The following is a 12,863-nucleotide window of genomic DNA, read 5'->3' as shown; positions in this document are numbered from 1 at the left end:
CTCGAGGTGTCAGGGGGCGTGGAGAATGGCCTCGAGAGGGCTAGCGGCAATGACCTGTCCCTGTGCATCGATGGCAATCAGGCGCCAATAGTAGCGCTTGTCGGCCTCCAGGTGGTTGAGCAGGGATTTGCTGGGTGACATCGAGGATTGATCTCCCTCGATCACCTGGCCGGTAATCGGGGCGAGGTTCAAGGTTGCCGGCTGGCGCCGGTCGTCTCCGGAATCTCCTTCGGAGGTGGTTTCGGCTTCAACGGCCTGGGGCCAGCGGTCGTAGAATTCGAGCTGGTAGGCATGGCTGCCCGTTACCGGCCGCCAGCGGAATCGTGTCTCCCCGTCCAGAGGATTTGCCGATTCGGGCGGGAAGGCATCGAGGGCGGGAACTCTGCCTTCCCTCTGCAGGGCCCCTTCACTGACGCGGTAGCTGAGCGTGGGCAATCCCTCGATCTCGGTGGGAGCCAGGAAGCGCAACCTGACACGGTGGATACCAGAGGTGTCGCTGGGCAGTGGCGGAGAGGTGATCGTCAGTTCCCGGCTGGCTCCAAGGTATTGGCGAACATAGGCCAGGGGAGCATAGAGGGGCTGACCCCGTGTGCTGGCGGGCGTGGCGACTTCCCAGATGGCATTGATGATACCGGCCCCCTGATAGCTGATGCGGGCAGTCGCCTGGAGTGGCTCATCCGGCCGCAGAGTCTCGGTCAGTGTCCCCCGGTCGAAGAACAGGCTGACACGCTGAATGGTCACCCCGGTGGCAGAGGGGTCTGCTCCCTCGGGAATAGCGCCACCGCGACCGGGCACCCCCTGCTGGAGCGAGATCACCTGTACCCCGGTCATGGGCTCCGATCCTTCCAGGGCGAACTGGCGAACATAGAACACCTGCCGCTCGCCTTGGCGTGCCGCCTGTTGGCTGACGGCCGCCGGCACACGCAGCGACTCGGTTACCCGGAACTCGATACCGCGATCATCCGTTGCCGGCCCGAGGGGCTGAACCAACGAGGTAGGCGAGGTGCCCAGGCGTTGGCCATTGACGGGATTGCCCAGCACGAATATTCCCTGATTGGATATCAGTGACTGCGAAAACCTGGGATTGGTGCGTGCCTGACCCCGCCAGGTCAGGTTGACGCGACTGTCCACCCCCACGGTGGCGCTCGGGTTACTGGTACAAGCGAAGCGGGCATCGCACAGCGCAATGATCTGTGCCTGGGCGATGGGTGCCAGCGACATCAGCATCAGGACGAGGAGACAAGGGCGAAGGGGTTTCATTGCATGCCTCCCGGATAGGCCGTCGGAAGCGTGGTTCGCAACTCCAGCCAGACCTGATCCTCGTTGAAGGGGTCCTGGCCGTAGAGGCTGTCCCGCAGGGTATTGCCGCTGTAACTCAGCGACAAGTTCAGCCCGACACGATTGCTCTCGGGCTTGCGGATACGCCAATCCAGCTGGCCGCTGATGTAGAGCGATTCATCACGCTGTGGAAAGAACGGATCGTCTTTCGCGTTGTTCTGGTTGAGGCTCAGGTTCAGGGTCGCGGAGAGCTTGTCTGGAATGAACTGGGCATTGCCGCCCAGCGAGAAGACCTGCTGATCGATACGTTCTCCCCCATTCCGGTAGCGCGTCTGGCTGCCCTGCCAGCCCAGGGTGAGCCCGTAGTGCTCGAGCATTTCCAGGCCGAGCTGCCATCCCAGGTTGTGTGTGTCGGTATCCGGCTGCCAGCCGGTATGGTCGGTGAAGCGCTCCGTGCCGAGTTCGACCGACCAGTACCAGACATCCTGCCGGAAGGCAGCGCTTGCCTGAATGCCATCGACTCGAGTGTCGTTGGGCAGGTACCCGCTGGGGGTCTGCTTGTCCTTGCGGTCGACTCGGTCCAGTGACAGTGAATAGCTGGGCTTTCCCAGCAGGGCGAATAGGCTGCCCGGTTCGGGCGATTCGTATTCGTCGTAGCCTAATTGCATGTTCCAGCGGCTCGTCTCGGTGGTCGCATAGGCGGCAAAGTTATCCAGATTGTCCTCTTCCAGTGCATAGCTGGTGTCCCAGTACCACTTGTCGCGTTCGGCCGAGGCATAGATCCGCCGCAGGTAAAGATCAGAGGGAAGATTGCTGTGCGCCAGACTGCGGTAGAAGGGCCCGACTCTCTGTGCTTCGGCACCGATTCGCCAGTCGAGCGGTGTCTCCCAGTTGGTGGGATCCGGATCCAGCAAGACCAGGGCGGACCAGGCGGTGTCGGTCTCGGCATCGAAGCCGAAGTCCCGTCCGTCGAAATCGTAGCGACTGGTCGCGTGCTCCCCGCGTATCCTCAGCCTGCGCTCCATGAAGAAACCGTCCAGCACGGCATTCCAGGCATGACCATCGTGGACGCGAGTTGTGGGTGTCGAGCTCCAGCTGCTGGCATCGGGTTCACTGATGCCCCCCGTAAGGTAGGTGGAGGATATGTGGATCTCGCTGGTGTCGCCGGGCTGCCATTGACTTTCCCAGCGAGCCCCGGTGATCCGGTTGTCAGGGTCACTGAGTCCCAGGCCATCATCGATGCCCAACTCGCGGTTCCCGCTCATGCCGAATAACTGGAAGCTGCTGTCGAAGGTGTCTAGTGCCAATTCACCATGAAGGCCGCGCTGTTGATAGCCGTCCATGACCAGGCTTTGCTGGCCCATGCTCTGGTCCCCTGCGGCAACTCGCGTGCGCTCGGTTTCTGCAAGGATGGAGAATTGCGGCATATCCAGGCGCCGTCCGGTAATGCCTTGCTCGGGGCGATTGGCATAGGCCAGCTCGCCGGTGGCTTCGATACGTACCCGGTCGGACTGCAATTCGGTGAACCATTGGCTGTAGCCATCGGCATTGTAATCGGGGGGAGCCGACATATTGTGCTCGGCGATTCGCTGGTTGATCGTCAGCTCGCTGTTACCTTCGACGGTGATGGTCTTGAAAGTGGCGGTCTGACGGACCTCGAAGGTCCAGTAGCCGAGTTCCTCGACTGAGCCATCGTCGCCGTAGTACATGAGGCGAAGTTCATGTTCGCCGGTGGACATGGCACGTACCGGTTGATAGCGAAGTCCCCGAGCTTCCCATGTCACCATCTCGCTCACATCGACACTGTCGAGTTCCAGACGAAGCGAGGGCTGCCATTCCGAGGCGACGATATCGGAAAAATCCAGCTCGAGGGTATCGCGGGGTTGGTAGAAACCTCGCTCCTCGGGTGTGCTTAACCTGGTGGACCACTGTCCGGGCTGGGGTGCGGCGAGCGCCATGAGGGGTGGCAGCAACAGCAGTGGAGCCAACGAACGAGCCAGGTTCATGGTGCGTACCGTCCCGGTGTAAGGAATGTTGTTGTCGATACCTTGCCGTCACTGACTCATTCATTTCCCTGCATCAGCTGGCCGAGGAGAAAGAGATCTCGTCGGAACCTCCCTGTTCCGACGAGAATTGAATAGCCGGTTGTGACGATTCTACGTTCGTCATTCGCGGCTTCTTTCCATTTCCTGGATGGAAGCCTTGCCGGCTCCGCCGCCACCACTTTTGGCTTGGCGCATCAGCTTGGGGCTGGCCTTGTCGATACACTTGATAGCGTTTCGCTGGACTTTTTCGCCGCGGCCCCGCTGGCAGCTCTCGACGCTGCGAGCGAGCTGACGGTCGGCAGGAAGCACGTCAATACCGCCTCCACCGCCAACGACTCCCCCATGGCCTTCGCAGAGAGCTTCGCCGACGATCCCGATGCCACCGGGTCCGCCTGAGTAGGAGTTGATGGTCCCGTCCTGGCAGATGATCGCGTAAAGACCTTCTTCCAGTTTATAGACGGTATAGGCCGATGCAGAGGGGATGGTGAGAGCGCCAAATGCCAGGCCGAGAACCAGGGCGCTGATACCAGTCCGAGAGAATTTGAGTTTCATGATGACCTCCGGAACGCTGTACTTCAGTTTATCGAGGCTTGCGGTGTCACAAGTAGGTCGTCGGGACGAGACAGGAGGTTCACTCCTTCTAAGTGATTTTTGTCCCTCTTTTCAGCCTAGTGCTTCCTTCATGGACCGCCAGTGGCTTGGTGGCGATCGCTGACGAAAGCGGTTGATCCTTGCGGTGTATTGTCAGCTTGAGCCGCAGGGTCCACTCTCTTTCAGTCATCTTCATCAACAGGAGCCCTGCCATGTCCGATACGCCGAAGGATCCCCGCCGCCGCCATTCCGCCGAGGTTGTTGACGGAGTTGGCAAGTCCGCCAGTCGCGCCATGCTGCGTGCGGTGGGCTTCACCGACGAGGACTTCGTGAAGCCCCAGGTGGGTATCGCTTCCACCTGGAGCAACCTCACGCCCTGCAACAGCCATATCGACGAGCTGGCCCGCCGCGCCAGCGACGGGGCCGATGCGGCCGGGGGCAAGGGGGTGATCTTCAATACCATCACCATCTCCGACGGCATCGCCAACGGTACCGAGGGAATGAAGTATTCGCTGGTGTCGCGTGAGGTGATCGCCGATTCCATCGAGACGGTGGCCGGCTGCGAGGGCTTCGACGGCCTGGTGGCCATCGGCGGCTGCGACAAGAACATGCCGGGTTGCCTCATGGGGCTGGCGCGTCTCAACCGACCGAGCGTCTTCGTCTATGGCGGTACCATCCTTCCCGGCGAGGGCCACACCGACATCGTTTCGGTGTTCGAGGCCATGGGCGCCTACAGTCGCGGCGACCTGGACCTGATCGAGGTGAAGCAGATCGAGGAAACGGCGATCCCCGGCCCCGGCTCCTGCGGTGGCATGTACACCGCGAATACCATGGCCTCGGCCATCGAGGCGCTGGGCATGAGCCTGCCGGGCAGTTCGGCCCAGAACGCCATCTCGGGCGAGAAGAGCGCCGACTGCGAGGCGGCCGGCGCGGCGGTGCTCGAGCTGCTCGAGCGCGACATCAAGCCCTCCGACATCATGACGCGCCAGGCCTTCGAGAATGCCATCACCGTGGTGATCGCCCTGGGCGGCTCCACCAATGCGGTGCTGCACCTGATCGCCATGGCCAGCACCATCGGGGTGGAGCTCGCCCTCGAGGACTTCACCGAGATCGGCAGGCGGGTGCCGGTGGTCGCCGATCTGCGTCCCAGCGGGCATTACATGATGAGCGAGCTGGTGGCGATCGGCGGCATCCAGCCGCTGATGAAGACCCTGCTCGATGCTGGCCTGCTGCACGGCGACTGCCTGACGGTGACGGGGAAGACTCTGGCCGAGAACCTGGCCGAGGTGGCGCCCTATCCTGCCGACCAACAGATCATCGCTCCGCTGGATCGACCCGTGAAGGCCGAGAGCCACCTGCGCATCCTGCACGGCAACCTGGCGCCGGAAGGGGCGGTAGCCAAGATCACCGGCAAGGAGGGCACGCGTTTCTCCGGCTCGGCGCGGGTGTTCGGCTCCGAGGAGGAGGCCCAGGCACGCATCAACGACGGCACCGTGGTATCCGGCGACGTGGTGGTGATCCGCTACGAGGGGCCCAGGGGCGGACCCGGCATGCGCGAGATGCTCACCCCGACCTCGGCGATCATGGGCCGTGGCCTGGGCAGCGAGGTGGCGCTGATCACCGATGGGCGCTTCTCCGGCGGCAGCCACGGCTTCGTGGTGGGTCATGTGACGCCCGAGGCCTTCGACGGTGGCCCCCTGGCGCTGGTGGAGGATGGCGACCTGGTCACCATCGATGCCGAGGCCGACACCATCGACGTCGACCTCTCCGACGAGGAGCTGATGCGCCGCCGTGCCGCCTGGCGGCAGCCGGCACCGCGTTATACGCGCGGGGTGCTGTCGAAGTACGCCAGGACGGTGAGCTCGGCCTCTACCGGGGCGGTGACAGACCAGCCGGAGTGAACGAGACAAGCAAAGGGATAGCGCGTGCGGGGCTTTTCCTTTCCGAGGTCAGCCTTGTACGCTTATCACTGATGTTCTAGCCGATACGTTGCAACAGATTACCCAGCGAAAGGAGGCAGCATGCCGAAAGCCGGACCCAAGCAAGCTCGAGTCGAACCGATCCGCGAAGCCGAAGACCCCAACCTGCCGGTCGTCGGTTGGCATGTCATCGACGAGACGGATCCGCAAAACGAGATCGCTGTCTCTGAGCATGACACGGAGGCAGATGCCATTCGTGCTGCAGAAGAGTACGAGCAGCGTGAGCCGTGAAACCGCCCGGCGTCATCAGGGCGTGGTTAGGGGGTAGGTAGCGCGGCGTCGATAGATAGCAGCCGGATGATAGGGACGGTCCGGGCAAACGGTAATCGATCGAATGCGAGGATAGTTCAATGAGTGATGCAACTGCCAGCAAACGTCTGGAAGGCAAGGTGGCGCTGGTAACGGGTGGCGTCCATGGTATCGGTAGAGCCATTTCCCTGCGTATGGCCGAGGCTGGTGCCAGCGTGGCGGTCACGGATATCGATGATGATGCGGGGCGAGCCCTGGTCGAGGAGATCGAGAACCACCAGGGAAGGGCACGCTACTGGCATCTCGATACCTCGAGCGAGGCCGAGGTCAAGAGCGTCTTCGAGGAGACGGTCAAGGCCTTCGGCAACCTGGATGTGCTGGTCAACAATGCCGGGATCTCGGGTGTGAACAAACCGACCCATGAAGTGACCGCCGAGGAGTGGAATGAGCTCATGGCGGTCAACGTCAACGGCGTCTTCTTCTGCACGAAGCATGCGGTTCCCTATATGCAGAAGGCTGGTCAGGGCAGCATCATCAATCTCTCCTCCATCTATGGCATCGTGGGGGCGGCTGACCTGCCGCCCTATCACGCTTCCAAGGGGGCTGTGCGGGTGATGAGCAAGAACGATGCACTCTTCTATGCCAAGGACAAGATCCGGGTCAATTCCGTACATCCCGGCTTCATCTGGACGCCGCTGGTGGAGGGGATCGCCAAGGAATCCGAGGAGGGAGTGGAGGCCTTTCGCCGCCACCTTGATGGCCTGCACCCCTTGGGTCACGTGGGCGATCCCGACGACATCGCGTTCGGGGTGGTCTATCTCGCCTCCGATGAGGCGAAGTTCGTGACCGGTAGCGAATTGCTGATCGATGGGGGCTACACCGCGAAGTGAGCCCTGCCGGTGTGTCCGCCACGGGCAACCCCAGACAGACAGACGGCGGGCCTTCGGGCTCGCCGTCTGTCGTATGGCGACCCTCAAGCCGGCCGCGGCAAGGCCGATGGGCGTCGCTCCCGTCACCCCGTCAGGTGGATGGGCACCAGCGCCTCGCCGGGTTCGAGGACGCGGCCGATCACGGCGGCCCGGCCATAGCCCAGTGCGTGCAAGGCTTCCAGGCAGGCCTCGGCATGCTCGGCGGGCACGCCGGCCAGCAGACCCCCGGCGGTCTGGGGATCGAAGAGTAGCGGGTAGCGCGGGTGATCGACCCAGTCGGCCTGATCGCTGATGGCCCGTCGCAGGCGCATGTTGGCAGGCTGAATGGAGCTCAGGATGCCGGCGGCGACGGTCTCCTCTGCGCCTTCCAGTAACGGCAGTGCCGCCAGGTCGAGCTCGGCATCCACGCCCGAGGGGCGGGTCATTTCCACCAGGTGGCCCAGCAGGCCGAAGCCGGTGATGTCCGTACAGGCACTGGCGCCGTGCTCGCGAAGGCAGGCGGCGGCCTGTCGGTTCGACTGGCACATGTTGTCCAGGGCGGCGTCGATCCAGCGCCCACGAGCTGCCAGCCGGGCATGGGCGGCGAACAACGTGCCGGTACCCAGGGGCTTGGTGAGGATCAGCGCCTGGCCGGGGCGCAGGCCGCCCTTCGTCAGGGCGCTGTTGCCGCCGGCATCGATCAGGCCATTGACGGCAAAGCCCAGGGCCAGCTCGCTGCCCTCGCCGGTGTGTCCGCCGACCAGGGCACAGCCGGCCTCGTTGAGCACCTCCACGGCGCCGCGCATCATCTGGTAGACGGTATCTTCCACCTTGGTCTCGAGCCCTTGGGGCACCGTGGCCACGGCGGTGGCGGTCTGCGCCTCGGCGCCCATGGCGAAGATGTCGCCCAGGGCGTGGTTGGCGGCGACCCTGCCGAACACGTAGGGGTCGTCGATGAAGGCGCGAAAGAAGTCGATGGTGTGCACCATGTACTTGCCCGGCGGTATCCGCACCACGGCGGCGTCATCCGGCGCATGCAGGCCGACCCGCACCTCTTCGCGTGGCACCGGCTGAAGCGTGGCCAGCGCCCGGGAGAGTACCGAGGCGCCCACCTTGGCCCCGCAGCCGCCGCAGCGCATGGCGATTGCCGAGATCGCCTGATCATTTTCGGCTTCATCGAGGGGGACTCGGCTGGCCTTGGCAGGCTTCATTTGGTTGTCCTGCATCGGCGGCAGGTCGTTGAATCGGGCCATGAAGCGCCGGTCGATACCGTCCTTCCACCGCCACACCCAGGCGCCGGCGAGGAAGAGACTGCCGCGGGAGGCCACGGCGCGGCGGTCGCCGGTGCTGATCAGGGCCAGCCATTTCGCCTGGGCGCGGTAGGGCCTCAGGGGCCGGCCGATCACGGCGGCGCGCAGGTTGTCGGCCAGCGGGCGGCCCTGTCGCACGGCGAAGACCCCGGCCTTCTCGCGCGGATGGTTGATCTGGCTGGCGATGTCGCCGGCGGCGAAGATGCGCGTGTCCGACGGCGAGCGCAGGGTGTCGTCGACCTGGATGAAGCCGTCATCGTCGAGGGCCAGCCGGGTGCCCTGAAGCCAGGCGGCACCGCCGGCGTTGGTCACCCAGACGATCTCGTCGGCGCTGTGCCAGGTGCCGTCCGCAGCCTGCAGGCGGCTCGCCTCGACGGCGACAACCTCGGTGGCGGTGTGCATCTCGACACCGCGGCTGGCCAGGATGTCGCCGAAATGCGCCCGGACCCGTGCATTGTGGGTCGGCAGGATCTGTTCGCCGCGGGTGAAGAGGGCAAAGGAGAGCTCGGCGGGATCACGGCCACGGGCAGCCAGCTCCTTGCTCAGTCGGTACTGCATGGCCAGCAGCAGCTCCACGCCGCCTGCCCCGCCGCCGACCACTGCGACCCGGGTCTTGCCCGGGTGCTCTTCGACCCGCCGGAGTAGCCTCTGCCAGCGGTCATTGAAGCGGTGAATCGGCTTGACCGGGACGGCATGCTCGCCGGCCCCGCCGACCGCATCCACGCGGGGTGTCGAGCCGATATTGATCGACAGCCAGTCATAGGGCACCGGGGGGCGAGAGCGGCAGAGCACGGTGCGGGCATCGTGGTCGATGCCGATGGCTTCGTCGCGGAAGAAGCGTGCACCGGCATATTCCGCCAGTCGGCGCAGGTCGATGTGCACGTCGTCGTAGCGGTAATGCCCGGCGACGTAGCCCGGCAGCATGCCCGAGTAGGGGGTATGGGTGTCGCGGCAGATCAGGGTGAGCCTGACGCCCGGTTCGGGCTTCATGGCGAAGCGCTTCAGCACCCCCACGTGGGTGTGCCCGCCGCCGACGAGGACGATATCGCGTAACGCTTGTAACCCCGGGGGCTGCTGCGGTGGCTGCATGGTCAGGCTCGTTCCTTACGTGGCATGAAAAACGCCCCGCCGAGGGGCGGGGCGTTCGCTGTTCGTTGTCCTGTCTACCTGCTACCTGCCTCTCTCCGGGAGAGGGCGATCAGGGCGGTGGGCCGCTCGGGTCGATGGTGCGGTAGACCAGGCGCAGCTCATCGACGGAGAGATGCTCGAGCTTCCCTGAAAGGAGGTCGCTGATCTTCTGCATCGGCAACCCTGCCCGGCGCGCAATATCCTTGCTACCGAGGTCTGATACGGCGATCAAGCGCGTGATGATGCGCATTAGGCGTGACCGTTTTTCCAGGTCCCTGACGTCGAGGTCAGGGGAGCTTCGCGGAGGGTCAGTGAGTTCCGCCGCGTACGCGGTATGTCGTGCCGTGCTCATGTTGCTCCAGTTGGCGGTTTCGACAACCGTACTATGGGGGCTTGGAAGCGTTTTTGCCAGTATCGATTCGGTGATTCTTTGGTGTGAGATGAGGCCCCATCACGGGGTCGCCGTCGCGGGCAGGGTGTGCAGAATATCGAACTGTCCCGGCTGGCCCTGCCGAGGTTGGCATATGGCGCCGGCGGTAGCCTATGGATGCGCATATCCTTATATTTTGGGCGTCGCGAGGGCGGGCCTCGTCCCGCTTCGCGGGGTATTCTGCGACCGCCATGGGCCGGCTGCGACAAATGTCTAGGTGCCGGGTGTTCAATATTCCTTGAACGTTTGCCTTTTGTTCACTATTTTTGTCGATGTTTTGTGAAAAAATCTTACATCATCACAATCGACAACTGACGAAGAGGCTGACATGAACAACGAGACGTCCACGGAGACGCACCTGACGCGAGTCCTTGCCCGCAAGGACGTGCTGGCCCTGGCCTTCGGTGCCATGGTCGGCTGGGGCTGGATCGTGCTGACCGGCAGCTGGATCCAGTCGGCCGGCAGCCTGGGGGCGATCACCGCCTTCTTGATCGGCGGGCTGATCATCGTGCTGGTGGGCCTGACTTATGCCGAGCTGGCCTCGGCGATGCCCCAGGTCGGGGGCGAGCACGTGTATAGCTACCGGGCCATGGGGCACTTCGCCTCCTTCCTCTGCACCTGGGCCATCACCCTGGGCTACGTGAGCGTGGTGGCCTTCGAGGCCGTGGCGCTGCCCACCGTGGTGGAGCACCTCTTCCCGAACTATGCCGTGGGCCAGATGTGGAACATCGCCGGCTGGGACGTGAAGGCCACCTGGGTCGCCGTCGGCGTGGCCGGGTCGGTGCTGATGATGTGGATCAACTACATCGGCGTGCGCACCGCTGCCCTAGTCCAGAAGGTGGTGACCCTGCTGATCCTGGCGGTCGGCATCCTGTTCATCACCGGCGCTCTCTTCCAGGGCAGCACCGAGACCATGCAGCCGCTGTTCAGCGTCGAGGAGGGCGTGATGGGCGGCATCATGATGGTGATCATCATGGTGCCCTTCATGTTCGTCGGCTTCGACGTCATCCCCCAGGCCGCCGAGGAGATCAACCTGCCGTTCCGAGAGATCGGCCGGGTGCTGATGATCTCGGTGATCCTGGCGGTGTTCTGGTACGCCTTCATCATCCTGGGGACCGCGCTGATGCTCGATCCTGAGGCGCTGGGTGCCAGCTCGCTGGCGGTGCCGGATGCCATGCAGGCGGCCTTCCAGGCGCCCTGGGCCGGCAACCTGATGATCCTGGCCGGTATCGCGGGCATCATCACCAGCTGGAACGCCTTCTACATCGGCGGCTCACGGGCCATCTACGCCCTGGCACACTCGGGCATGCTGCCGGCCTTCCTGGCCAAGCTGCACCCCAGGCACCGCACCCCAACCAACGCCATCCTGGTGATGGGGGCGCTCTCCTCCATCGCACCCTTCTTCGGCCGCCAGGCGCTGGTCTGGCTGGTGGTGGCCGGTGGCCTGGGCATCGTTATCGCCTACTTCTTCGTGGCGCTCTCCTTCGTGGTGCTGCGCCGGCGCGAGCCGGAGATGGAGCGGCCCTTCCGGGTCCGCCGTGGCAAGACCGTAGGGGCCCTGTCGGTGATTTTGTCGGTGATGCTGATCGGCATGTACCTGCCCGGCAGCCCCTCGGCGCTCTCCACTATCGAGTGGTTCATGTTCGCCGGCTGGATGGTGATCGGCCTGGCCCTCTACGCCTGGTCGCGTAACCGCTATGGCGTGGCCTACAGCGATAGCATGATGAAGCGCGAGCTGGCCGGAGGGGATCCCTACCCCGGTCGCTGACCCCGTCCCTCAGGTGGCCGCGCCGGGATCTCCCGGTCGGCCGTCGAGGCAGAGCGTAAAGGATGGCCGATGGCCGTCCTTTATTTTTGACACAATATAAAAATATAGATATTTTTATATTGTGTCCACGTAACGCCATGGAGTCCCCACATGACCGTATTGACCCAGCTACCCGAGACCGCCATGCCCCTGCCCGCTGATATCCACGGCTTCACGCTGGCGCCCTCCGCCCAGTCGCCGCGCCTGCTGCAGCTCACCGTCAGCCGCGAGGTGGTCGAGGCCTTCCTTGAGGCTGTCGCCGAGTGGCCGGTGCAGGCCCTGGAGTACAAGTCCATGCTGCGCTTCCGGGTGGCGAGGATCCTCGACGACCTGTGCGATAACACCCTGCAGCCGGTGCTGGTCAACACCCTGGTGGATCGTGCCACCGGCGGTCTCCAGGTCACCCCGGAAGGGCTCGACGCCGTCGAGCAGGCCGACGAGATGGTCAAGTTCGCCACCGCCGTGGCGCACCTGATGGGGCGCTCCAACTACGACGCCATGAGCGGCCAGTACTATGCCCGCTTCGTGGTCAGGAACGTCGACGAGTCCGACAGCTACCTGCGCCAGCCGCACCGGGTGATGGAGCTGCACAACGACGGCACCTTCGTTGAGCAGGACACCGACTATGTACTGATGATGAAGATCGACGAGCAGCACATGGAGGGCGGCGACTCGCTGCTGCTGCACCTGGATGACTGGGAGGGGCTGGAGCGCTTCTACCACCATCCGCTGGCACGCCGGGCTATGCGCTGGACCGCGCCGCCCAGCAAGAACGTCGCCAAGGACATCTACCATGCGGTGTTCGACGTGGACGCCAGCGGTTTACCGATCATGTCCTATATCGACCAGTTCGTGCAGCCCAAGGACTTCGAGGAGGGCAACTGGCTGACCGATCTCTCCGAGTCGCTCGAGAACAGCCCAGCGATCCTTTCGGTGCCCAACCCGGTAGGCAGCTTCCTGCTGATCAACAATCATTTCTGGCTGCACGGTCGTGACCGCTTCAAGCCCCATCCCGACCTGCGTCGCGAGCTGATGCGCCAGCGCGGCTACTTCACCCATGCCAAGACTCTGCGCAACCCGCGCCAGGTCTGAGACACCGCGACCCGAGCGACGGGGTAGACTGACGAGGCCACGCCGT

General features: G+C 64.0%; 10 protein-coding genes. 5 read left to right on the top strand and 5 right to left on the bottom strand.

Features of this window, described 5'->3' with window-relative positions; translation table 11 throughout:
- Nucleotides 1–9: 9 nt before the first annotated feature.
- The 3 genes from U5L98_RS00935 to U5L98_RS00925 all read right to left on the bottom strand — a co-directional run bounded on the left by U5L98_RS00935 (nt 10) and on the right by U5L98_RS00925 (nt 3,875).
- Nucleotides 10–1,260, bottom strand: a complete 1,251-nt coding sequence (locus U5L98_RS00935) for a hypothetical protein (RefSeq protein WP_322556475.1) — start codon at nt 1,258–1,260, stop codon at nt 10–12.
- Nucleotides 1,257–3,284, bottom strand: coding sequence for a hypothetical protein (locus U5L98_RS00930; RefSeq protein WP_322556474.1), 2,028 nt, complete (start codon nt 3,282–3,284; stop codon nt 1,257–1,259). The genes U5L98_RS00935 and U5L98_RS00930 overlap by 4 nt, the downstream gene beginning before the upstream one ends.
- Nucleotides 3,285–3,443: 159 nt before the next feature.
- Nucleotides 3,444–3,875 carry a hypothetical protein gene (locus U5L98_RS00925; protein ID WP_322556473.1) on the bottom strand — a complete coding sequence of 144 codons (432 nt, stop codon included), beginning with the start codon at nt 3,873–3,875 and terminating at the stop codon, nt 3,444–3,446.
- Nucleotides 3,876–4,126: 251 nt separating this feature from the next.
- Between U5L98_RS00925 and ilvD the strand changes: the two genes are divergently transcribed.
- The 3 genes from ilvD (at nt 4,127) to U5L98_RS00910 (ending at nt 7,032) form a co-directional block, all read left to right on the top strand.
- Complete coding sequence (gene ilvD / locus U5L98_RS00920; protein WP_322556472.1) at nt 4,127–5,815, top strand: dihydroxy-acid dehydratase; 1,689 nt, start codon at nt 4,127–4,129, stop codon at nt 5,813–5,815.
- A gap of 120 nt (nt 5,816–5,935) precedes the next feature.
- A complete protein-coding gene (locus tag U5L98_RS00915; protein WP_322556471.1) occupies nt 5,936–6,124 on the top strand; it encodes a hypothetical protein in 189 nt (62 codons plus the stop codon).
- Nucleotides 6,125–6,243: 119 nt separating this feature from the next.
- Nucleotides 6,244–7,032: a glucose 1-dehydrogenase gene (locus U5L98_RS00910; RefSeq protein ID WP_322556470.1), complete on the top strand. Its 789-nt coding sequence runs from the start codon at nt 6,244–6,246 to the stop codon at nt 7,030–7,032.
- Between the two features lie 122 nt (nt 7,033–7,154).
- On the opposite strand, the gene selD is transcribed toward U5L98_RS00910, so the two are convergent.
- Both selD and U5L98_RS00900 read right to left on the bottom strand, forming a co-directional pair.
- Nucleotides 7,155–9,449, bottom strand: coding sequence for a selenide, water dikinase SelD (selD, locus tag U5L98_RS00905; RefSeq protein WP_322556469.1), 2,295 nt, complete (start codon nt 9,447–9,449; stop codon nt 7,155–7,157).
- Between the two features lie 109 nt (nt 9,450–9,558).
- The gene (locus U5L98_RS00900) at nt 9,559–9,840 is read right to left on the bottom strand and encodes an XRE family transcriptional regulator (protein ID WP_322556468.1); all 282 of its coding nucleotides are present in this window, start codon (nt 9,838–9,840) and stop codon (nt 9,559–9,561) included.
- Nucleotides 9,841–10,246: 406 nt separating this feature from the next.
- Between U5L98_RS00900 and U5L98_RS00895 the strand changes: the two genes are divergently transcribed.
- Nucleotides 10,247–11,686: an APC family permease gene (locus U5L98_RS00895; RefSeq protein WP_322556467.1), complete on the top strand. Its 1,440-nt coding sequence runs from the start codon at nt 10,247–10,249 to the stop codon at nt 11,684–11,686.
- Nucleotides 11,687–11,836: 150 nt separating this feature from the next.
- Nucleotides 11,837–12,817 (top strand): glutarate dioxygenase GlaH, encoded by a 981-nt coding sequence (gene glaH, locus U5L98_RS00890; protein WP_322556466.1) that lies wholly within the window; start codon nt 11,837–11,839, stop codon nt 12,815–12,817.
- Nucleotides 12,818–12,863: the final 46 nt, after the last annotated feature.

Origin of the sequence: Halomonas sp. (assembly GCF_034520545.1) — a bacterium.
GTDB lineage: Bacteria > Pseudomonadota > Gammaproteobacteria > Pseudomonadales > Halomonadaceae > Halomonas.
Note: the sequence above shows the minus strand (reverse complement) of the source record. Positions and strands in the feature narration are given on the sequence as shown.

What these genes read in the sequence shown, in the direction of transcription:
- glaH (WP_322556466.1), top strand. Translation starts at nt 11,837, where the DNA reads ATGACCGTATTGACCCAGCTACCCGAGACCGCCATGCCCCTGCCCGCT.
- U5L98_RS00915 (WP_322556471.1), top strand. Translation starts at nt 5,936, where the DNA reads ATGCCGAAAGCCGGACCCAAGCAAGCTCGAGTCGAACCGATCCGCGAA.
- U5L98_RS00925 (WP_322556473.1), bottom strand. Translation starts at nt 3,875, where the DNA reads ATGAAACTCAAATTCTCTCGGACTGGTATCAGCGCCCTGGTTCTCGGC.
- U5L98_RS00910 (WP_322556470.1), top strand. Translation starts at nt 6,244, where the DNA reads ATGAGTGATGCAACTGCCAGCAAACGTCTGGAAGGCAAGGTGGCGCTG.
- U5L98_RS00930 (WP_322556474.1), bottom strand. Translation starts at nt 3,284, where the DNA reads ATGAACCTGGCTCGTTCGTTGGCTCCACTGCTGTTGCTGCCACCCCTC.
- U5L98_RS00900 (WP_322556468.1), bottom strand. Translation starts at nt 9,840, where the DNA reads ATGAGCACGGCACGACATACCGCGTACGCGGCGGAACTCACTGACCCT.
- ilvD (WP_322556472.1), top strand. Translation starts at nt 4,127, where the DNA reads ATGTCCGATACGCCGAAGGATCCCCGCCGCCGCCATTCCGCCGAGGTT.
- selD (WP_322556469.1), bottom strand. Translation starts at nt 9,449, where the DNA reads ATGCAGCCACCGCAGCAGCCCCCGGGGTTACAAGCGTTACGCGATATC.
- U5L98_RS00895 (WP_322556467.1), top strand. Translation starts at nt 10,247, where the DNA reads ATGAACAACGAGACGTCCACGGAGACGCACCTGACGCGAGTCCTTGCC.
- U5L98_RS00935 (WP_322556475.1), bottom strand. Translation starts at nt 1,260, where the DNA reads ATGAAACCCCTTCGCCCTTGTCTCCTCGTCCTGATGCTGATGTCGCTG.